The organism is Agromyces sp. Y182 (genome assembly GCF_059445385.1).
This window is the reverse complement of record NZ_JCAIUF010000002.1, coordinates 180989-201779: the sequence shown is the minus strand read 5'-3', so window position 1 is coordinate 201779 and position 20791 is coordinate 180989. Positions and strand designations below refer to the sequence as shown.

The window sequence follows — 20791 nt, the reverse complement described above, 5'->3', positions numbered from 1 at the left end:
CGCTCCTGTCGTCGGCGACTCCCTTCGACGAACTCAGGGAGCCGGAGCGTCGAGATCGTGCTCGTAGGCGAACACCACGAGCTGCACGCGATCGCGCAGGCTGAGCTTGGCGAGGATACGACTGATATGCGTCTTCACCGTCGCCTCCGAGAGGAACTCGGATGCCGCGATCTCGCCGTTGCTGAGCCCGCGGGCCGCGAGACCGAAGATCTCGCGTTCACGCGGGGTGAGGTCCGTCCATGCGGCTGGCGCCGGGCGCCGGCCACTGCCCCGCCCGACATGGGCGAACAGCGCGCGGGTCGCTGCGGCAGCGATCACCTGGTTGCCCTGATGCACCGTGCGCACCGCCGCGAGCAGGAACTCGGGGTCGGCGTCCTTCAGCACGAACCCGCTCGCCCCTGCGCGGATCGCACGAGCCGCGTTCTCGTCGAGATCGAAGGTCGTGAGCACGAGGATCCTCGGGGGAACGACTCCGTCGCGCTCGGCAGCCGCGAGGATCTGCTCGGTCGCGGCGATGCCGTCCTGCACCGGCATGCGCACGTCCATGAGCACGACATCGGGTCGCTCGCGCGCCGCCAGGACGACCGCGGCCGCACCATCGCCCGCTTCGCCGACCACCTCGAGGTCGGGCTGCGATTCGATGAGCATGCGCACGCCGGCACGGAACAAGGCCTGGTCGTCGACCAGTGCGACCCGGATGTCGCTCATGCGGGCCTTCCCGCCTGCGCCGGAATACGTGCGATGAGCCGGAACAGGCCGTCGTCGCCCGCCTCCGCGCGCAACGTGCCACCCGTGAGTTGAGCTCGCTCGCGCATGCCGGGGATCCCGTGGCGGAACGCGTGCGACTCGGGCGAAGCGGCATCCGCCTTTCTGGCGTTCACGAGCGTGATCGCCACGCCTTCGGCGTCCCAGGCCAGCTCGAGGTGCACCGGCGCGCTCACGTCGCCGTGTCGCAGGGCATTGGTCAGGCCTTCCTGCGCGATGCGGTAGACCGCGATCTGGTGGCCGGTGCCGAGCGGCAGCCGTTCGCCGATCTCGGCGAAGCGCACGTCGAGGCCCGCCGCGCGCACCTGCTCGAGCAATCCGTCGAGGTCGTCGAGCACCGGCTGGGGTGCGCCCGCCTCATCGTGACGGAGCTCTGCGAGGAGCAGGCGCACGTCACCGAGAGCGCCGCGGGCGACACCGGCGATCGTGCCGAGTGCATCGACGGCGGCCTCAGGGCGCGATGGGGCTGCGAACCGGGCGCCGTCGGCCTGAGCGATCACGACCGCGAGCGAATGCGCGACGACGTCGTGCATGTCGCGGGCGATGCGGTTGCGCTCCTGTTCGACGACGTAGCGGTACTCGACCAGCTCTCGTTCGCGGTTCGCCGCGTCTTCACGCCGGCGCACTTCACGCGTGTCGCGCACCGAGCGCACGAGCAGGCCCGCCGTCCACGACAGTACGAACACGGCGATCGATGCGACGAAGAGCACGACGGTCAGGATCAGCGTGCTGACCGTGTCCTGCGGACCGAGGAAGCCGGCGTTGTCGATGAGCGGTTTGATGAGCGCGAGATACCCGGTCGCGAGCAGGGCGCCGACGCCCGCCGACGCGAGGCCCAGCCACTTCACGACTCGGCCGCCGTGTGCCGCGCTCGAGTAGAGCACGCCGAAGACTGCGACGTCGTAGAGCTGCAGGTCGCGCAGCATCAGCATCTGCGCGAGCGCCGCGGCCCAGGCGAGCCCGAGCGACCACCCGGGCGAATACCGGCGCACCGCGAGCGCCCCGGCGAAGACGATGAGCACCGCGACATCGGGCGCGGCGCCGAGCAACGCGAGCGGGAGGCACACGAGCGCGAACACGCCTGCGAGCACGATGTCGGTCGTGAGTTTCGCGCGGCTGATCGGGGTGGGCACCGATCCACCGTACGCGCTCACCGGTGGCACAGCTTCAGCCGGCGCCCGGAATCATCCTCGAGAGGTACGCGAGCGAGACTCCCCGGACCGGGTCAGAAGCCGAGGCGGCCGAGCTGCTTCGGGTCGCGCTGCCACTCCTTTGCGACCTTCACGTGCAACGCGAGGTGCACCTTGCGGCCGAGTAGGCCCTCGATCTGTGCCCGAGCGGTCGTGCCGACCTCGCGCAGGCGCGACCCTCCCTTGCCGATGATGATGCCCTTCTGACTGTCGCGCTCGACGTAGAGATTCGCGTAGATCTCGAGCAGGTCTTTGTCTTCTCGCTCGACCATGTCGTCGACGGTGACCGCGATCGAGTGCGGCAGCTCGTCGGAGACGCCCTCGAGCGCGGCCTCGCGGATGAACTCGGCGATGCGCTCGGCCGGGTCTTCGTCGGTCAGGGTCTCTGCCGGATACAGCGGCTGCTCGGACTCGGGAAGGAGCGCCAGCAGCTCGGCGACGAGCACATCGAGCTGCTCACCGCGCGGCGCCGACACGGGAATGATCGCCGCCCACTCGCGGAGCTCCGACACCGCGAGCAAGTGCTCGGCGATCTGCTTCTTCGACGCGGCATCCGTCTTCGTGACGATCGCGACCTTCTTGGCCCGCGGATAGTGCTCGAGCTGCTCGTTGATGAATCGATCTCCGGGGCCGATCGGCTCGTTCGCAGGCACGCAGAACGCGATCACGTCGACGTTGCCGAGCGTCGATTGCACGAGGGCGTTGAGACGCTCGCCGAGCAGGGTGCGCGGCCGGTGCAATCCTGGGGTGTCGACGAGGATGAGCTGGCCGTTCTCGCGGTGCACGATGCCGCGAATGGCGCGCCGCGTCGTCTGCGGCTTCGAGCTCGTGATGGCGACCTTCTCACCCACGAGCGCGTTCGTGAGCGTCGACTTGCCGACGTTGGGTCTCCCGACGAACGAGACGAATCCGGCACGGTACTCAGCCACGGCTGTTCCTTCCATCGGGGCCGCTCGACTCGAACGCGCTCTGCACGTCGATGAGCGCCTGATCGCGTTCGACGAGGATCGTCGAGATGCGCTTGCGTCGGCCTTCCGTACGCTCCGCCTCGAGCACGAGGCCCGACACGGTGACGCGTTCACCCGGCAGCGCGAGGCGGCCGAGCTCTTTCGCGAGCAGGCCGCCCACTGAGTCGACGTCTTCGTCGTCGAGGTCGAGGCCGAAGAGCTCGCCGAGCTCGTCGACCGGCAATCGCGCATTCACGCGGAACCGCCCATCACCCAGCTCTTCGACTTGAGCGGCCTCGCGGTCGTACTCGTCGGAGATGTCGCCGACGAGTTCCTCGATCAGGTCTTCCAGCGTCACGAGTCCGGCGATGCCGCCGTACTCGTCGACGACCATCGCGAGGTGGTTCGACTCGAGCTGCATCTGACGCAGAAGCGCGTCGGCCTTCATCGATTCGGGAACGAACACCGCCGGTCGCACGAGTTCGCCGACAGTGAGTCCCTCAGCGTCGAGCGGGCGCTCGAAACTGAGACGGGCCAGATCGCGCAGATAGAGGATGCCGGTGACGTCGTCTGCGTCACGCTCGATCACTGGAACGCGCGAGTAGCCGGCGTTCAGGAAGACTGCCATGGCGTGCGAGAGATGCGCCGACGACTCGATCGTGATCATGTCGGTACGCGGCACCATGACCTCGCGAACGACCGTGTCGTTGAACTCGAAGATCGAGTGGATGAGCTCACGGTCGCCCTCTTCGAGCACGTCGAGCTCGGTCGCCTCGTCGACCATGCTGAGCAGTTCCTCTTCGCTCGAGACACCGCCGAACCGGGCCCGCCCAGGGGTGACCCGGTTCCCGAGCGAGACGAGGGCGCCGGCCAGCGGCCCGAGCAATACGCGCAGGAAATGCACGAGCGGCGCGGTCAGTCGCAGCACCATCGCTGCGTTGACTCGGCCCACGCTGCGCGGACTGGTGCCGACGAGCACGAACGACACGGCAGTCATGATGAGCGCCGAGTACAGCAGCACGAGCCACACATTGTCGAGGAACGACGCGAAGGCGAGGGTCACGAGCACCGCTGCAGTCGTCTCGGCGATGATGCGCATGAAGTTGACCGCATTGACGTGCGCGCCGGTGTCGTCGGCGATCGCGAGGAGCGAGCGCCGGGCACGAGACTCGAGCGCGAGCTCGGTCACGTCGGCACGCGAGCTCGACGCGATGGCCGAATCGACTGCGGCCATGAGCCCGCCGAATGCGACAAGCACGAAGGCCGCGCCGAGGAAGATCCACGGCTGCATGTCAGCGGCGCCGCTCCTGCATGGAGAACCCGACGAGGATGTCGCGCTGGACGCCGAACATCTCTTTCTCTTCTGCCGGCTCGGCGTGGTCGAAGCCGAGCAGGTGGAGGATTCCGTGGGTGGTCAGCAGCATCAGTTCGTCGTTGAGCGGATGCCCCGCTGCGCGTGCCTGCGCTTCGGCCACCTGCGGGCACAGCACGACATCGCCGAGCAGTCCCGGTGGCGTTGGCGACTCCTCGGTGCCGGGCCGCAGCTCGTCCATCGGGAAGCTCAGCACGTCGGTGGGGCCGGGCTCGTCCATCCACTGCACGTGCAGTTGCTCCATCGCCCCCTCGTCGACGAGCACGATCGCGAGCTCAGCGTCTGGGTGCACGTGCATCGCATCGAGCGCGTAGACGGCCAATCGCTGGATGGCGGCCTCATCGACTTCGATCGCCGACTCGTTGTTGATCTCGATGCTCACGCCGTGAACCTCGCCTTCTCGCTCACTTGGCCTGTCCATCTCGTTTACCGAGCCGTGGCTGGTGGTCGCGCGGACCCTGGTGACCGCGCCGTTCGGCACGGTTCGCGAACTCTCGTGCTTGGTCGCGTTCGAATCGCTGCGCTTGCTGGCGTTGGTCGTACTCGGTGTACGCGTCGACGATGCGGCCGACGAGGGTGTGCCGCACGACGTCGTCGCTCGTGAGGTGCACGAACTCGATGTCGTCGACGTGGTCGAGGATTCGGGTCACGAGTCGGAGCCCGCTCGCGCCGCCCGGGAGGTCGATCTGGGTGATGTCGCCGGTGACGACCATCTGCGATCCGAATCCGAGCCGGGTGAGGAACATCTTCATCTGCTCTGGCGTGGTGTTCTGCGCCTCGTCGAGCACGACGAACGAGTCGTTCAAGGTGCGTCCACGCATGTAGGCCAGCGGTGCGACCTCGATCGTGCCGGACGCGAGCAGCTTGGGCACGAGCTCTGGGTCCATCATCTCGTTGAGCGCGTCGTAGAGCGGGCGCAGGTACGGGTCGATCTTGTCCGTCAACGTACCGGGGAGGAACCCGAGCCGCTCCCCTGCCTCGACGGCGGGTCTCGTCAGGATGATGCGACTGACCTCTTTGCGCTGCAACGCCTGCACGGCCTTGGCCATCGCGAGGTACGTCTTGCCGGTGCCTGCTGGGCCGATGCCGAAGACGATGGTGTGCTCGTCGATCGCGTCGACGTAGCGCCGCTGCCCCTCGGTTTTGGGCCGGATGGTCTTGCCTCGGCTCGAGATGATCACCTGCCCGAGCAGTTCGGACGGCTTGGCGTTGGGATCGGCGTCGAGCATGCGGGCCGAGCTCCTCACTTCGGTGGGGGTGGGGTCTTGCCCGTTCTTCACAAGCTCCAGCAGTTCTTCGATGAGGCGGCGCACGCGCACGCGATCGTCGACGTCGCCGCGGATCGCGATCTCGTTGCCGCGCACGTGCACGGCCACGCCGGGGTATTCGCGCTGGATGGTCGTGAGCAGCCGGTCTTGCGGTCCGAGCAGTCGCACCATGGCGATGCCGTCGATGCTGAGCCGTTCCTCGTCGGCCTCGGCGGGCTGCGAGGCGTCTCCGGCACCGATGGGGTCACTCATCGGCAAGCGTGGCCTCCTCGAGACCGCCGTCACGGCTGTTGTTCGCGAGCACGTGCGCGTGCACGTGGAAGATGGTCTGGCCGGCGGCGGCGCCCGTATTGAAGACGAGACGGAACTGGCCGTCGGCGAGTTCGTCGGCGACGCCGTGCGCGACCTCGACGAGTTCGGCGAGGAGACCCGGGTCGCCGGCTGCGAGCTCGACGACATCGCGGTACTCCCCCGACTTCGGGGTCACCACGACGTGCACCGGCGCCTTGGGCGCGACGTCGTGGAAGGCGATGATGCGGTCGGTCTCCGCGACCAGCCGCGCGGGGATCTCACGAGCGGCGATTCGCTCGAAGAGAGTCGGTTCTGCGCGGGACGAGGTCATTCCACCATCGTAGCGACGGATGCCTCACCACCGCCCGAGTGCCGCGTTCAGCACGGCGATCGCGGCCGGCCCGGCCGTCGAAGTACGAAGCACGGATGCCCCGAGCCGCACGGGTTCCGCACCGGCCGCTGTGAGGCGCTCCAACTCTCCCGGGGCGATGCCGCCCTCGGGACCGACCACGAGCGCAAGATCACGCCCATCAGGTTGGATGTCGGTCAGCGTCGCCGTCGCCGTCGGCTCGAGCAGCAGCATCCGTTGCCCGCCGAGTCGCTCGGCGAGCTGTGCGGTCGTCGTGACCGGCGAAACCACCGGCAACCAGGCGCGGATCGATTGCTTGACGGCTTCGCGCACGATCGAAGCCCATCGCAGTCGGCCCTTCTCTGCTTTCGGACCCTCCCACCGGGAGACGGAGCGGCTCGCCGCCCATGGCACGATCACGTCGACGCCGAGCTCGGTCGCCGCTTGCACCGCGAGCTCGTCTCGGTCGCCTTTCGCCAGCGCCTGCACGAGTGTGATGCGCGGCGACGGCGGCTGTTCGGCGATGACCTCGTCGACGCTGAGTTCGAGCTCGCGCGCACCCGTCGAGGCCACGACGCCGTGCACGAGCGTGCCGTGGCCGTCGCCGATCGCGATGCGCTCGCCCGTTCGTACCCTTGAGACGGTCACGGCGTGCCGCGCCTCGTCGCCGGAGAGCGCGACGGTGCCGCCGGATACGACGGCCGAGAGGTCGAGCGATTCGTCGAGGTAGAGGTGACTCACCGGGGCATCCGCCTAACCGAGGAACCGGTCACGCAGTCGGGCGAAGATGCCCTGCTGGAAGTGGCTGAGCTCGGGCTCGGGCGCCTTCTTCGAGGCGGCGAACTGCTGCATGAGCTCGCGCTCCTTCGAGGAGAGCTTCGTGGGGGTGACGATCTGCACGCCGACCTTCAGGTCGCCGCGGCCTGCACCGCGCAGCCGAGTGACGCCTCGGTCTTTCACGGTGAGGATCTCGCCGCTCTGGAGCCCTGCCTTCAGCTCGAGTTCGACGTCGCCGTCGAGTGCGGGGATGTTGGCCGTCGTGCCGAGGACCGCGTCGGTCATCGCGACCTCGAGCGTGCACAGCAGGTCATCGCCGTTCCGGCTGAACACCTCGTGGTTCTTGACCTTGATCTCGAGATACAGGTCGCCGTTCGGACCGCCGGCGGGGCCGGCCTCGCCGGAGCCCGGCATCTGCAGACGAACCCCGGTGTCGACACCGGCGGGAACGTCGACCGGCACCGTGCGACGCGCACGCACGCGGCCCTGCCCCTGGCAGGTCACGCACGGCGTCGCGATGATCGTGCCGTAGCCGCGGCAGGTGCCGCAGGGGCTCGAGGTCATGACGTTGCCGAGCAGCGAACGCACCGAGCGCTGGATCGAGCCGGTGCCGTGGCAGATGTCGCACGTGACGGGTGAGGTGCCGGGCTGGCAACACGAGCCGTGGCACGTCTCGCACGTGACCGCCGTGTCGACCTCGATGTCGCGGTGCGTGCCGAAGATCACCTCGTCGAGGCCCACCTCGACCCTGATGAGCGCGTCTTGACCCCGCTCCCGGCGCGATCTCGGACCCCGGCTCTGTTGGCCGGCGCCGAAGAAGGTCTCGAAGATGTCGCCGAAGCCGCCGAAGTTCTGACCACCACCGAAGCCGCCCTGACCTCCGAGGTCGTACTGCTCGCGCTGCCGGGCATCGGAGAGCACGTCGTACGCGTGCGTGACCTCTTTGAATCGCTCGGATGCCTCGGCGCCCGGATTGACGTCGGGGTGGAGCTCCCGGGCGAGACGACGGTACGCCTTCTTGATCTCGTCGGGGGTGGCGTCGCGCGAGACGCCGAGGACCTCGTAATGGTCGGCCACGGAGGGCTTGTCCTTTCGATTGCCGGATGCCGGTCGGGTGCGACGGGCGGCGGGTTCAGCTCTCGCCGAGCGTGCGGGAGAGGTAACGTGCGACGGCGCGAACGGCCGCCATGCTGGTGGAGTAGTCCATGCGGGTGGGCCCGACGATGCCGAGTCGCGAGATGTCGCGGCCGGGGATCGAGAAGGCGCTCGAGACGACCGAGGTCTCGCCGAGGCCGAACGACGCGTTCTCGCGCCCGATGCGCACGGTGACCGCATGCTCGTCGGTCGCCATCTCGCCGAAGAGTTTCAGCAACGTGACCTGCTCCTCGATCGCCTCGATCACGCCGAGGATCGAGCCGGCGAAGTCCTGCTCGGTGCGCACGAGGTTCGCGGCCCCGGCCACGACGAGCCGCTCGGTGCGCTGTGCGCGTGCCTGTTCGGCGAGCGTGGTCGCGAGCGTGTGCAGCACCGCGGCGTGCCGGCTGTCAGCGCCGTCGATCTCCCCGGAGAGCGCCTCGGCGGCATCCGCCATCGTGCGACCACCGGCGATCTCGTTCAACCTCGCCCGCAGGGCGTCGAGCGTGTGCTCGTCGACCGGTTCTTCGAGTTCGGCGAGGCGCTGTTCGACCTGGCCTGAATCGGTGATGAGGATGCAGAGCACCCGATCGGCTGCGAGGGAGACCAGCTCCACGTGACGCACGCGGTCGCTGCCGAAGCTCGGGTACTGCACGACCGCGAGCTGCTTGGTGAGTTGGGCGATGAGGCGCACCGTTCGAGCCAGCAGCTCGTCGAGGTCGCTCGACTCGCCGAGGAACGTCTCGATCGCCTGCCGCTGGGCAGAGGTCAGCGGGCGCACGTCGGTGAGCTGGTCGACGAAGACGCGGTAGCCCTTGTCGGTCGGAATGCGACCCGACGAGGTGTGCGGAGCCGCGATCAGCTCTTCTTCTTCGAGGAGGGCCATGTCGTTGCGGATCGTCGCGGCCGACACGCCGAAGGCGTGCCGCTCGACGATCGTCTTCGACCCGACGGGCTCGCGTGATGCGACATAGTCCTGAACGATCACGCGCAGCACGGCGAGGCTGCGTTCCGAGACCATGGCCCTCGCTTCCGTCAGACGCTTAGCACTCGTTCTGAGTGAGTGCCAATCATATCGCGACATCCCGTGACGAAGCCGTTGCCACCAGCGGGCGGCGGCGCTAGCTTATGGGTATCCCCGCGAGTCACCCCCTTGCAGCGATGCCCGATCGCGCGAGACGCGGTTCACCCGAGAACCCCGAAAGGCACCCGCCATGACCGATCCGAACTCATCAGCACCCGATCAGAACGTTCCGCCCGCCCAACCGGTCGCAGCTGCGCCGCTCGCACAAGAGCAAGATGTGCAGTGGGGCTCGTTCGCGCACCTCGGCGGCATCCTCGGATTCCTGCCGGCCCTCATCATCTGGCTCGTCTTCAAAGACAGGGGCTCCTTCACGAACACCGAGGCGAAAGAGGCGCTGAACTTCCAGATCACGATCCTCATCGCCTACGTCGTCGGCTGGATCCTGACGATCATCTTCATCGGCGTCCTCGTCGTGTGGGCGGCATGGATCGTGAGCGTCGTCTTCTCGATCATCGCGTTCCTCAAGGCGAAAGACGGCCAGCACTACCGCTACCCGTTCGCGATCCGCCTCATCAAGTAGTCCGGGCCGGAGCGCGCCGGGCGAATTCCGTACCCGGCGCGCGCCACTGTGCCAGCATGGGATGGTTGAAAGCTCGCCTGTCGTGCGACGAGACCGAATATCGCCTTCGGGCGAACCGATCAAGGAGACAACATGTCCGACGCCACCCCGCCTCCCCCGCCGCCGCCGCCGAACCCCTACCAGCAGGGCGCGCAGCTCAGTCCGGCCGACGAGAAGCTCTGGGCGACGCTCGTTCACGTGGGTGGCATCTTCTTCAGCTTCATTCCCGCCCTGATCGGCTATCTCGTGCTGAAAGACCGCGGGCCGTTCGTGCGCGCCCACACCGCGACCGCGTTGAACTTCCAGATCACCATGGCGATCGCCTACGTCGTCGGCACCATCCTGACCTTCATCGTCATCGGCATCTTCGTACTGCTCGCGGTCTACATCGTCAACATCGTCTTCAGCATCATCGCCGCAGTCAAGGCGAACCAAGGCCAGCCCTACACCTACCCGCTCTCGATCAAGTTCGTGAGCTGAGCTCCGACGACTCGTCGAGCAGGCGCCTGACCACGACATCAGCGAGCAGCCGCCCTCTTCTGGTGAGTACCAACTCACCGGAGAGGGCGGTTTTCGCGTCCACGAGGCCATCGGCGATGAGCCCCGCCACGGCGTGACGCCCACCCGCGTGCAGTGACGCGATGTGGACTCCCTCGCTGATCCTCGTCAGGAGCATCACACGTTCGGTCTCGCGGGTCGGGGCATCGAGCACTTCCCGGCCCACCGCAGGTGACACGCCCGCGGTCACCCGATCGGCATACGCGGAGGGGTGCTTCGCGTTCCACCAACGCACCCCGCCCACGTGACTGTGCGCGCCGGGCCCCACGCCCCACCAGTCGTCGCCACGCCAGTACCCGAGGTTGTGACGCGAGCGATGCGAGGCATCCGTCGCCCAGTTGCTGACCTCGTACCACCCGTAGCCCGCGGCGGCGAGTCGCTCATCTGCGAGCTCGTACATGTCCGCCTCGAGGTCGTCTGACGGAGTCGCGAGTTCGCCGCGGCGGATCTGCCGGGCGAGCTTCGTGCCGTCTTCGACGATGAGGGCGTAGGCGCTCAGGTGATCGGGCTCCTGCGCGATCGCCTGGTCGAGACTCAACCGCCAGTCGTCGATCGACTCCCCCGGCGTGCCGTAGATGAGGTCGAGGCTGACGTCGAGGCCCGCGTCGCGTGCCCAACCGACGACGAGCGGCACCCGTGCAGGGTCGTGCGTGCGGTCGAGTGCGGCGAGCACGTGCGGCACCGCCGACTGCATGCCGAACGACACCCGGGTGAACCCGCCCTCGGCGAGGCGCACGAGATCGTCGGGGCCGACCGAGTCGGGGTTCGCCTCGGTCGTGACCTCGGCGCCGGGAACGAGCCCGAACTCCTGGCGCACAGCGTCGAGCATCCGCACGAGGTCGGTCGCGGGCAGCAGCGTCGGCGTGCCGCCGCCGAAGAAGACCGTCGAGGCGGGGCGTTCAGGCAGGGCGGATGCCGCGAGCATCTGCCGCGACATCCGGACCTCGGCGATCGCATGGTCGGCGTAATCTACCTGCCTCGCACCGCGAAGCTCATCGGAGGTGTACGTGTTGAAGTCGCAGTAGCCGCAGCGCACGCGGCAGAACGGCACGTGGATGTACACGCCGAACGCACGTTGGCCAGCGCCGACGGCGGTCGATGCCGGCAGGAGCCCGTCGGCCGGTGCCGGGTCGCCGAGGGGCAGAGCGGAGGCCACGCCTACGCGCCGCCCGCGGGGTGCAACGCCCGGAGCTCGAGCTTCGTGAGCTCGCGCCGGCGCTTGCGCTGCATCGGTGCGGAGACCCCCGAGGTCGCGAGAATGGATCGGATCGTGAGCCACACCGTGTCGTCATCTCGGCGCTCGAGGATGAAGGACTCCTCACCGCTCTCGGGGCCGTCACCCGTCGTGCCGTAGGCGAAGCCGATGCGGTCGGGCTCGTCGATGACGTAGACGACGAGCACGGGGGTCTTCGCGGCGCCGAACCGGCGCTGGCGCTGCAGGGTGGCGGTCATGCCCGCGGCGACATAGGGTGTGCCGTCGGCACCGAAGCGTTCCTCGCTGCGCGCGGCGGGCTGTTCGCCGAGCGGCGACCCCTCGGCGTCGTAGACGATGCCGGGGTACTGCGCACCGGTGCCGGACGAGACGTCCGTCACCTCGAAACCTGCACCGCGCTGGATGCCCCAGGTCATGAGCGATTCTGCAGCGCGCTCGAAGCGGTCGACGCCCGATCCCAGTCGCACCGCGTCTTCGGCAGGCCGATACCCGGCGGGCGGATACCGAAGCAGGTCGGGTGCGAGGGTCGCCCCGATCGCCCCGTAGGTGACCGATTGGTCGGTGAACGTGTTTCGGCGGGTCATCCGTCGACCTTTCCTCTGGTGCGACGCCGCACCGGCGCGCAGGTCGGGCGCGGCATTCGGGCGGCAGGCATCCGTCGATTCTACGGATGTCTCCTGTGACCGTTCCGGCGGCGGCTCGCCGCGATCACGCAGACGGCCGAACGGAACGCTACTTCTTGTCTTTCTTCTCCACGTCGCCGGAGAGCGCGGCGATGAACGCCTCTTGGGGAACCTCGACACGGCCGACCATCTTCATGCGCTTCTTGCCCTCCTTCTGCTTCTCGAGGAGCTTGCGCTTGCGGCTGATGTCACCGCCGTAGCACTTGGCCAGCACGTCTTTGCGCATCGCACGGATCGACTCGCGCGCGATGATGCGGGCACCGATGGCCGCCTGGATCGGCACCTCGAACTGCTGGCGCGGGATGAGTTCGCGCAGGCGACCGGTCATGAGCACGCCGTAGGCGTAGGCCTTGTCGCGGTGCACGATCGCGCTGAACGCATCGACCTGCTCACCCTGCAGCAGAATGTCGACCTTGACGAGGTCGGCGGCCTGGTCGCCGGTGGGTTCGTAGTCGAGCGAGGCGTAGCCCGCGGTCTTCGACTTCAGCTGGTCGAAGAAGTCGAAGACGATCTCGCCGAGCGGCATGTTGTAGCGGATCTCGACCCGGTCTTCGCCGAGGTACTCCATGCCGATGAGCGCTCCGCGACGGGACTGGCAGAGCTCCATGATCGTGCCGACGTAGTCTTTCGGCGCGAGGATCGCGGCGCGCACCATCGGCTCGCGAACCTCGACGATCTTCGTGCCGGTCGGGAACTCGCTCGGGTTCGTGACCGTAACGGTCTTCTTGTCTTCGGTCGTGACCTCGTAGATCACCGACGGCGCCGTCGCGATGAGGTCGAGCCCGAACTCGCGCTCGAGGCGCTCGGTGACGATCTCGAGGTGCAGGAGCCCGAGGAATCCGCAGCGGAAGCCGAAGCCGAGCGCGACCGAGGTCTCGGGTTCGTAGACGAGTGCGGCATCGGAGAGCTTCAGCTTGTCGAGAGCCTCGCGGAGCTCGGGGTAGTCGCTGCCATCGATCGGGTAGAGACCGGAGAAGACCATGGGCAGCGGTTCGGTGTAGCCGGGCAGCGCCTCGGTGGCGGGCTTCGCGGCGGTCGTGACGGTGTCGCCGACCTTCGACTGGCGCACGTCTTTCACACCGGTGATGAGATAACCGACCTCGCCGATGCCGAGGCCCTTCGACGGGGTCGGCTCGGGCGAACTCACGCCGATCTCGAGGATCTCGTGGGTCGCCTTCGTCGACATCATCTGGATGCGCTCACGCGGGTTCAGGTGGCCGTCGATCATGCGCACATAGGTGATGACGCCGCGGTAGCTGTCGTAGACGGAGTCGAAGATCATCGCGCGCGCCGGGGCATCCGCTCGGCCCACCGGCGCCGGGATGCGCTCGACGACGCGGTCGAGCAGCTCTTCGACACCGACACCGGTCTTGCCCGAGACCTTCAGCACGTCGTCGGGCGAACCGCCGATGAGGTCGGCGAGCTCTTTCGCGTACTTCTCGGGATCGGCCGCCGGCAGGTCGATCTTGTTCAGCACCGGGATGATCTCGAGATCGTTCTCGAGCGCCAGGTAGAGGTTCGCGAGCGTCTGCGCCTCAATGCCCTGTGCCGCATCGACGAGCAGGATCGCGCCCTCGCACGCAGCGAGTGAACGGGAGACCTCGTAGCTGAAGTCGACGTGGCCCGGGGTGTCGATCATGTTCAGGGCGTACGAGGTCTCGCCCACCTGCCACGGCATGCGCACAGCCTGGCTCTTGATCGTGATGCCGCGCTCGCGCTCGATGTCCATGCGGTCGAGGTACTGGGCACGCATGTCGCGATCGCTCACGACACCGGTGATTCCGAGCATGCGGTCGGCAAGGGTCGACTTGCCATGGTCGATATGCGCGATGATGCAGAAATTGCGGATCAGCGCGGGGTCGGTGGCGGCAGGCACCGGCGGGTTAGCAGCTCTCGGAGACATCCTGTCGATTCTCCCATGACTTCCGTTCAGACTTTCGACGGATGCCGCGCGCGAGGCCCCCGGGCTACGCTCGGAGCACATGGCCGTGATCGAGATTCCCGACACGCGCGTGGCGCCTTCGGCGCTCCGTCCGGTCTTCACCGCGCTCCGACTCGGCCTGCACGTGCTCGTCGTAGGGCTCGCGCTCTTCGTCGTCGTGCGAGCGTTGCTCGCCGATTCGCCCGATGAGGTCTCCGTGACGATCCTCGCGGTCGCATTTCTCGCCTGGTACGGCGCCGGCATCGCGGCGGCCCACCGCCACCTGCCGACCTGGGTGCGAGTGGTCTGGCTGATCGGGCTCCTCGGGCTCTGGGTGGGCATGTCGGCCCTGACGCCAGATGCGGCGTTCCTCGCCTTCCCGCTCTTCTTCCTCGAACTGCACGTGCTGGCGGCCCCGATCGCCGTGCCGCTCGTCGTGCTCACCTTCGGTCTCTCGGTCTGGGGCACCGCGACCCACCTCGGATTCAATGTCGGCTCGATCCTCGGCCCACTCATCAGTGCGGGCGTCGCGATCGTCATCGGGCTCGGGTACCGCGCGATGGCGCAGGAGACACAGGAGCGCCAGGCGCTCATCCTCGATCTCATGACCACTCGCGAGGAGTTGGCGTCGGCGAGCCGGGAGGCCGGCACACTCGCCGAGCGCGAGCGCCTCGCCAAGGAGATCCACGACACGGTGGCGCAGGGCCTGTCGAGCATCCAGATGCTGCTCCACGCGGCCGAGCGCGATGTGACCGACACCGCGACGCAAGAGAAGCTGCAGCTCGCACGCGAGACCGCCGCACTGAATCTCGGTGAGACCCGGCGATTCATCCGCGAGCTCGCGCCGCCCTCGCTCGATGCGCAGACACTGCCCGCCGCGCTCCGGCGACTCGTGGAGGCCACGACCGAGCAGTCGGTGCAGGCGGGAACACCGTTGCGGGTCGAGTTCGGCACCAGCGGCGATCCGATACTCCTGCCGATGTCCGCCGAGGCGGCACTCCTGCGCATCGCACAGGGTTCGCTCGCCAACGTGCTGCAGCATGCGGATGCCGCGCACGCCTCCGTCACCCTGAGCTACCTCGGCGATGAGATCGCGCTCGACGTGGTCGACGACGGCATCGGCTTCAGCGCTTCGAACGCCGATGACCTCACGGGCACAACCGCGGGCGGCTTCGGCCTCCGCGCCATCCGACAGCGCGCCGAGGCCCTCGGCGGGAGCGTCGACATCGAATCGACGCCCGGCGATGGCACCGCGGTCTCCGTTCGCATCCCGGTGGTGGCACCGTGATCCGGCTGCTGCTGAGCGACGATCACCCCGTCGTGCGCGCCGGCATCCGCGCCATGCTCGAGAGCGAGCCCGACCTCGAGGTGGTCGGCGAAGCGACGACGGCTGAAGACGCGGTGCGGCTGGCCGCGACATCCGACGTCGACCTCGTGCTCATGGACCTGCAGTACCCCGGCGCCATGCAAGGCGCGGAGGCGACCCGTCGTATCCGTTCGCAACCGGGCTCGCCCCGTGTACTGGTGCTGACGAACTACGACACCGATGCCGACATCCTCGGCGCGATCGAAGCCGGCGCGAGCGGCTACCTGCTGAAGGATGCACCGCCCGCCGAACTCATCGCCGCGGTTCACGCGGCGGCGGTCGGCGATGCCGCGCTCGCACCCGGGGTCTCCTCGCGTCTCGACGCGTCGCTCGCGAGCGGCGAACGACTGACCGTGCGCGAGGCCGAAGTGCTCTCGCTCGTCGCCGAGGGGCGCACGAACCGCGAGATCGGCAGATCCCTCTTCCTGAGCGAGGCGACCGTCAAGTCGCACCTCGTGCACATCTTCACGAAGCTCGACGTCGGTTCGCGCACCGCTGCGGTGGCGCGGGCCCGCGAACTCGGCGCGATCAGGGTGGGCTGACGGATGCCTCGCGCCCGCGTCGTGCTCGTACACGGACTCCGCACCTCGTCGACGATGTGGCGACGGCAGCTCGAGTTGTTCGCCGGGCACGACATCGAAGCGGTCGCCGTCGACCTGCCCGGACACGGGACCCGGCGCGGCGAACCCTTCTCGCTCGAGGCGGCGATGCAGAGCATCGACCAGGCGCTGAACCCGGTCGCCGCCGAACCCGTCAAACCCGCGATCCCGCGGCTCCTCGTGGGCCTGAGTCTCGGCGGCTACATCTCGATCGAATACGCCGCGCACCATCCCGGCCGTCTCGACGGGCTCGTCGCTGCGGCGTGCGGCACCCGCCCGCGGGGTGTCGCCCTCGACGGCTACCGCCGCCTCGCCGCCGCGATCGGCACGATGCCCGACCGGGGGCGTCGCATCAACGACGCGATGGCGCGACTCTTCCTCTCGCCGAGCGCCGCCGACGATGTGCTCGCGGGCGGCGTCGCGCTCGACGTGATGGCGCCGGTGCTCGAGGCGGTCGGCCGACTCGATCCCGAGGCCGCGCTCGCCGAGGTCGACGTACCCGTCTGGTTCGTGAACGGACGCTTCGACCACTTCCGATTCGAAGAGCGCCGGTTGCTCCACGCCGCCCGCGACGGGCGGCTCGTGATCATTCCTGGAGCCACCCACCTCGTCAGCCTCATCAGGCCGGACGACTTCGCCGCGATCGTGCTCGGCGCGGTCGCCGAACTCGACCGACGTGCCGCCGGCGCCGAGCGACGCCGGGCGCGCACCGGATCGCACGAGACATCCGCCGCCCGACTCGCGCGCGAGCGCATTGGTGACTCCCGCTGAGAGCTGGTATCGTTGCCTGTTGGCTTCCGTGTGGGTCCCACCCCGCACGATTCGCCGGCGAGGCCCCTCTACCTTCGCTCGGCATATCCGGTACCCGCACAAGAACGAAAGACGAACTCCACGTGGCAAACATCAAGTCGCAGATCAAGCGCATCCGCACGAACCTCAAGGCGCAAGAGCGCAACAAGGCCGTCAAGAGCGAAGTGAAGAGCGCCGTTCGCGCAACGCGCGACGCCATCGCTTCGGGCGACAAGGAGAAGGCGACGACCGCCCTCCGCGCCGCGACCCGCAAGCTCGACAAGGCGGCCAGCAAGGGCGTCATCCACAAGAACCAGGCCGCGAACAAGAAGTCGGCGATCGCAAAGCAGGTCGCCGCGCTCTGACGCGACACGTATTCCACGAAGGCTCCGACACGGATGTGCCGGGGCCTTCGTCGTTCGTAGCGACCGCTACGGGCGGTTTCGTCCCCGGGACGAGATGATGCCGACCAATCGTTCGAGCGCGAAGACCGGGTCGCGCTCTGCGCCCTTCACTGCGGCGTCGGTGGCCGCGAGCGCCTCGATCGCTCGACCGAGCCCCTCGTCACTCCAGCCGACCAGGTCGCGTCGTGCGCGATCGATCTGCCATGGCGCGAGGTTCAGCGAGCCCGCGAGCTGCGCGCCCCCGCCGCGAGTGCCCGAGACCTTCGCCATGGTGCGTACCTTCATCGCGAACGCGGCGACCATGGGCACCGGGTCGGCGCCACTGTCGAGCGCGTGCCGGAGGGCGATGAGCGCCTCGCCGTGACGACCGGCGATGGCCGCATCGGCTACCGCGAAGGCATTCGTCTCGACTCGCCCGCCGTAGTAGCGAGCAACGACCGCCTCGGTGATGTCGCCGGGCGCGTCTGCCAGAAGCTGCCGGCACGCTGCAGCGAGTTCGCGGAGGTCGTCGCTGAATGCCCCCACGAGCGCACGCAGAGCGCCCGGGGCGATCTTGCGGCCCGCTGCGCGAAACTCAGCGGCCGCGAAGTCTTGCTTCTCTGCGTCTTTCTTGAGCTCGGCGCAGACGATCTCGATGCCGCCCCCGCCGCCGGCGCGCACCGCATCGAGCAGTTTCTTACCGCGCACTCCGCTGCGGTGGCGCAAGACGAGCGTGGTCGACTCGGCTGTCTGCCCGAGGTAGTCGAGCGCATCGAGCAGGAAGTCGTCGCTCGCACGTTCGACCCCGCTCACGCGGATGAGACGCGGCTCGCCGAACAGCGAGGGGCTCGCGAGGGTGATGAGCTCACCACGGCGATACCCGTCGGCTTCGAGGTCGCTCACCTCGAGCGCGGGATCTTCACCGCGCAGGAAGTCGCGCAGCATCGTGATCGACCGCTCGGCGAGCACGTCTTCTGCGCCGGAGACGAGCACGATCGGAGCGGGCCGGATCGCATGCCATGCGAGTTGCGGAATCGTCGTCTTCGTCTTGGCCGATGCCCCTGTGCGCGCTGCCACGGCACCTCCCGTTCTCTTCGTCGATTCTACGGGGCCGCACCGACAGCGCTTTCGCTCCGCTCGCTCCAGAGCCGGAAGCCGTCACCCTCAGCGGTGAGCAACAAGGTGCCGGAGCGGTCAGTGCGCACCACGGCTGTGCCCTCGGCCTGCAAGAGATCGAGCAGCCGCTCGGTCGGATGCCCGTAACCGTTGTCCGCGCCCACACCGATCACCCCGATCGTCGCGTCCAGCTCGTCGTAGAGGCGCTCGCTCTGGTCTGCCGAGCCATGATGGGCGACCTTCACCAGGTCGACCCGGCCGAGGCTCGCAGAACGCAGCAGCCGATCCTGTGCCTCCTCACCGAGGTCGCCGAGGAACAGGCCTCGGTAGCTCGGTGTCGTGAGATCGATCACCACACTCGCATCGTTGCCGGGCATGGCGCGCGGTTTCGGCCAGAGCACCCGCCAACGCGCATCGCCGAGCGTGCCGCCGAACCCCGCGACGACTTCGACGGGCTCGGCTCCCGCCTCGACCAATGGGTTGAGCGCCCGTTCTGAACGTTCACCATCGAGCGGGCCGTGGATCACGGTGCCGACGAGGCCCGCCACCGCCGAAGCTCCCCCGACGTGATCGGCGTCCCAGTGCGTCAACACGAGCAGATCGATGCTCGTGACGCCGAGCAGCGACACGCAGCGGGCCAGCGCTGCAGGATCGGGCCCGGTGTCGATGAGTGCCGTCGCACCCGCCGAGCGCAGGAACACCGCATCTCCCTGTCCGATGTCGCAGGCCGCGACCTCCCAATCGGCCGGCCTCGTCGCCGCCCCGAGAAGAGGTGCGCCCGCGAACATGCCGACGGGCACCGCGAGACCGATCAGGAGCGCCGCCGCCGCTACCGCGCGAAGTCGGCGCCGTTGCCGACGACGCGCGCCGAGCGCGAGCCAGAGCGCGATGGCCGTGCACGCGGCGAGCAGCAGTGCGCCCGCGGCATCCGGCAGCCACTCGAGTCTCGCGCCAGGCAGTGCCGACGATGCCCGGGCGAGCAAGGCGATCCAGGTCGCCGGGAGCCACGCGCACTGGAGGAACGCGAATCCGACCGACGGCAGGATCGGCAGCAGGAGGCAGCCGATGAGCCCGACGACCGTGCCGACCGGCGCCGCAGGGGCGGCGAGCAGGTTCGCCGGCACGCCATAGAGTGCGAGAGCAGGATCGAGGAGCACGAGCACCGGCTGACACGCCAGTTGGGCGGCGAGTGGCACGCCGATCACCGCGGCGATGGGCATCGGCATCCACCGCGTGAGCGCGCCGGTCAACGGCGCCGCGAGCAACAGCAGGCCGGCGGTCGCGCACACCGACAGCGCGAAGCCGTAGTCCCGCGCGTACCACGGGTCGACGGTCAGCAACACGATGACCGCAAGTGAGAGCGCGGCCACCCCGCCACCTGGCCGCCCCGCCGCGATGGCGACGAGCACCACGACCGCCATCGCCGCAGCACGCACGACACTCGCCTCGGGAGTCACGAGCACGACGAACCCCGCCAGCGCGGCCAGGGCAGCGACGATCCGCAGAAGTCGGGGAAGGCCGAGCAGCGCCGCGAGGGCGAACGCCGCGGCCGTGACGATGGCGCAGTTCGCTCCAGACACGGCAGTCAGATGGCTCAGCGAACTCGCCTTCATCGCCGCGTCGAGCCCGTCATCGACGGCGCTCGTATCGCCGATCGCGAGGCCCGGCACGAGCGCGCCTCCATCTCCGCCGAGGGCGCCGGCGACATCGGCGAAGCCGGTCCGCAGACCGACGGTCCATCCCACCCAGGGCGGCGGTGCGGTCACAACTCGCACGTCACCGCTCGGACTCAATCGGTACGCCGCGCCATCTGCGCTCGGGAGCGCGGCCACCCGGGCATCGAACCCGATGCGCGCACCCAGCTGCAGCTCGCGGGCCGGGAGCGAGATGGCGGCCGTGACCGGTACCGATGGGGTGCCCTGACCGTCGACGACGACGACACGCCCCTCGACGCGCATTGGCGCCGACTCGCCCTCGGCGAACCAGGTGGTGCTCATCGGGCGTGGGGCGGCGGTCAGTTCGAGCACGACCTCCGCGGTGCGGTGATGCCGCCCCGCCTCAGCGAGCGGGGACGCCTCGCGAGCGCCGAGTCCGAGCGCCGAGGCACTCACCACGAGCGCGCACGCCGAGAGTGCGACGAGCAGCGTCGCCGACGCACGTACGAGCGCCGAGACTCCCCCGACGTACTGATTCAGATCACGTCGGTCGACGTGGACACCACGGTCGTCACCGGGGCCGTTGCGGAGCGGTCGTCGGCTTCGACCCCGAATGCCGCCGCACACGGCGATGCCGCCGGCAAGGCACGCCGCCGCCCAGAGCACCCACGCGAGTGTCACCGCACCTGCCGGGGCACTCGGCAAACCGATCGCGCACCACGCTGCCACCCATGCGCTGGCAGCTGGCAGCAGCATCCGGAGATCGCGCATG

At 68.6% G+C, this 20791-nt stretch carries 21 protein-coding genes; 6 read left to right on the top strand and 15 right to left on the bottom strand.

Going from position 1 to position 20791, the window contains the following annotated elements:
- Positions 1-33 precede the first annotated feature (33 nt).
- From AC1C2R_RS15505 to hrcA, 10 genes are all read right to left on the bottom strand, one after another.
- The gene (locus AC1C2R_RS15505; RefSeq protein ID WP_495380551.1) at positions 34-708 is read right to left on the bottom strand and encodes a response regulator; all 675 of its coding nucleotides are present in this window, start codon (positions 706-708) and stop codon (positions 34-36) included.
- Positions 705-1898, bottom strand: a complete 1194-nt coding sequence (locus tag AC1C2R_RS15500) for a sensor histidine kinase (RefSeq protein WP_495354199.1) — start codon at positions 1896-1898, stop codon at positions 705-707. Before AC1C2R_RS15500 ends, AC1C2R_RS15505 begins: the two co-directional genes overlap by 4 nt.
- Positions 1899-1990: 92 nt before the next feature.
- Positions 1991-2884 carry a GTPase Era gene (gene era / locus AC1C2R_RS15495; RefSeq protein ID WP_495380550.1) on the bottom strand — a complete coding sequence of 298 codons (894 nt, stop codon included), beginning with the start codon at positions 2882-2884 and terminating at the stop codon, positions 1991-1993.
- Positions 2877-4193: a hemolysin family protein gene (locus AC1C2R_RS15490; RefSeq protein ID WP_495380549.1), complete on the bottom strand. Its 1317-nt coding sequence runs from the start codon at positions 4191-4193 to the stop codon at positions 2877-2879. Before AC1C2R_RS15490 ends, era begins: the two co-directional genes overlap by 8 nt.
- 1 nt (position 4194) lies before the next feature.
- Positions 4195-4656 (bottom strand): rRNA maturation RNase YbeY, encoded by a 462-nt coding sequence (gene ybeY / locus AC1C2R_RS15485; protein WP_495354203.1) that lies wholly within the window; start codon positions 4654-4656, stop codon positions 4195-4197.
- Between the two features lie 22 nt (positions 4657-4678).
- Positions 4679-5794, bottom strand: a complete 1116-nt coding sequence (locus AC1C2R_RS15480; RefSeq protein WP_495354204.1) for a PhoH family protein — start codon at positions 5792-5794, stop codon at positions 4679-4681.
- The gene (locus AC1C2R_RS15475) at positions 5787-6164 is read right to left on the bottom strand and encodes an HIT domain-containing protein (RefSeq protein ID WP_495354205.1); all 378 of its coding nucleotides are present in this window, start codon (positions 6162-6164) and stop codon (positions 5787-5789) included. Before AC1C2R_RS15475 ends, AC1C2R_RS15480 begins: the two co-directional genes overlap by 8 nt.
- 24 nt (positions 6165-6188) lie before the next feature.
- Positions 6189-6923 carry a 16S rRNA (uracil(1498)-N(3))-methyltransferase gene (locus AC1C2R_RS15470; protein ID WP_495380548.1) on the bottom strand — a complete coding sequence of 245 codons (735 nt, stop codon included), beginning with the start codon at positions 6921-6923 and terminating at the stop codon, positions 6189-6191.
- A gap of 12 nt (positions 6924-6935) precedes the next feature.
- Positions 6936-8036, bottom strand: a complete 1101-nt coding sequence (gene dnaJ, locus AC1C2R_RS15465) for a molecular chaperone DnaJ (RefSeq protein ID WP_495380547.1) — start codon at positions 8034-8036, stop codon at positions 6936-6938.
- A gap of 55 nt (positions 8037-8091) precedes the next feature.
- Entirely contained in the window at positions 8092-9114 is a 1023-nt protein-coding gene (gene hrcA / locus AC1C2R_RS15460) for a heat-inducible transcriptional repressor HrcA (RefSeq protein WP_495380546.1), read from the bottom strand.
- A 193-nt stretch (positions 9115-9307) separates the two neighbouring features.
- Between hrcA and AC1C2R_RS15455 the strand changes: the two genes are divergently transcribed.
- Positions 9308-9697: a DUF4870 domain-containing protein gene (locus AC1C2R_RS15455; RefSeq protein WP_495354209.1), complete on the top strand. Its 390-nt coding sequence runs from the start codon at positions 9308-9310 to the stop codon at positions 9695-9697.
- Positions 9698-9829: 132 nt separating this feature from the next.
- Positions 9830-10216, top strand: a complete 387-nt coding sequence (locus tag AC1C2R_RS15450) for a DUF4870 domain-containing protein (protein ID WP_495354210.1) — start codon at positions 9830-9832, stop codon at positions 10214-10216.
- On the opposite strand, the gene hemW is transcribed toward AC1C2R_RS15450, so the two are convergent.
- The 3 genes from hemW to lepA all read right to left on the bottom strand — a co-directional run bounded on the left by hemW (position 10200) and on the right by lepA (position 14093).
- Positions 10200-11450 carry a radical SAM family heme chaperone HemW gene (hemW, locus tag AC1C2R_RS15445; protein ID WP_495380545.1) on the bottom strand — a complete coding sequence of 417 codons (1251 nt, stop codon included), beginning with the start codon at positions 11448-11450 and terminating at the stop codon, positions 10200-10202. The genes AC1C2R_RS15450 and hemW overlap by 17 nt on opposite strands.
- A 2-nt stretch (positions 11451-11452) precedes the next feature.
- Positions 11453-12091, bottom strand: coding sequence for a DUF1990 domain-containing protein (locus AC1C2R_RS15440; RefSeq protein ID WP_495354212.1), 639 nt, complete (start codon positions 12089-12091; stop codon positions 11453-11455).
- Positions 12092-12239: 148 nt separating this feature from the next.
- Positions 12240-14093, bottom strand: a complete 1854-nt coding sequence (gene lepA, locus AC1C2R_RS15435; RefSeq protein WP_495354213.1) for a translation elongation factor 4 — start codon at positions 14091-14093, stop codon at positions 12240-12242.
- Between the two features lie 79 nt (positions 14094-14172).
- Here lepA and AC1C2R_RS15430 point away from each other — a divergent pair, with 79 nt between their 5' ends.
- From AC1C2R_RS15430 to rpsT, 4 genes are all read left to right on the top strand, one after another.
- Positions 14173-15399, top strand: a complete 1227-nt coding sequence (locus AC1C2R_RS15430; RefSeq protein ID WP_495380544.1) for a sensor histidine kinase — start codon at positions 14173-14175, stop codon at positions 15397-15399.
- Positions 15396-16019 carry a response regulator gene (locus AC1C2R_RS15425; RefSeq protein ID WP_495380543.1) on the top strand — a complete coding sequence of 208 codons (624 nt, stop codon included), beginning with the start codon at positions 15396-15398 and terminating at the stop codon, positions 16017-16019. Before AC1C2R_RS15430 ends, AC1C2R_RS15425 begins: the two co-directional genes overlap by 4 nt.
- A gap of 3 nt (positions 16020-16022) precedes the next feature.
- Complete coding sequence (locus AC1C2R_RS15420; protein ID WP_495380542.1) at positions 16023-16847, top strand: alpha/beta fold hydrolase; 825 nt, start codon at positions 16023-16025, stop codon at positions 16845-16847.
- Positions 16848-16969: 122 nt separating this feature from the next.
- Complete coding sequence (rpsT, locus tag AC1C2R_RS15415) at positions 16970-17230, top strand: 30S ribosomal protein S20 (protein ID WP_495354217.1); 261 nt, start codon at positions 16970-16972, stop codon at positions 17228-17230.
- A gap of 66 nt (positions 17231-17296) precedes the next feature.
- Here the strand turns inward: rpsT and holA are convergent, their stop codons facing one another.
- Together holA and AC1C2R_RS15405 are read right to left on the bottom strand one after the other, a co-directional pair.
- Positions 17297-18325: a DNA polymerase III subunit delta gene (gene holA / locus AC1C2R_RS15410; protein WP_495380541.1), complete on the bottom strand. Its 1029-nt coding sequence runs from the start codon at positions 18323-18325 to the stop codon at positions 17297-17299.
- 26 nt (positions 18326-18351) lie between these two features.
- Positions 18352-20790: a ComEC/Rec2 family competence protein gene (locus AC1C2R_RS15405; protein ID WP_495380540.1), complete on the bottom strand. Its 2439-nt coding sequence runs from the start codon at positions 20788-20790 to the stop codon at positions 18352-18354.
- Position 20791: the final 1 nt, after the last annotated feature.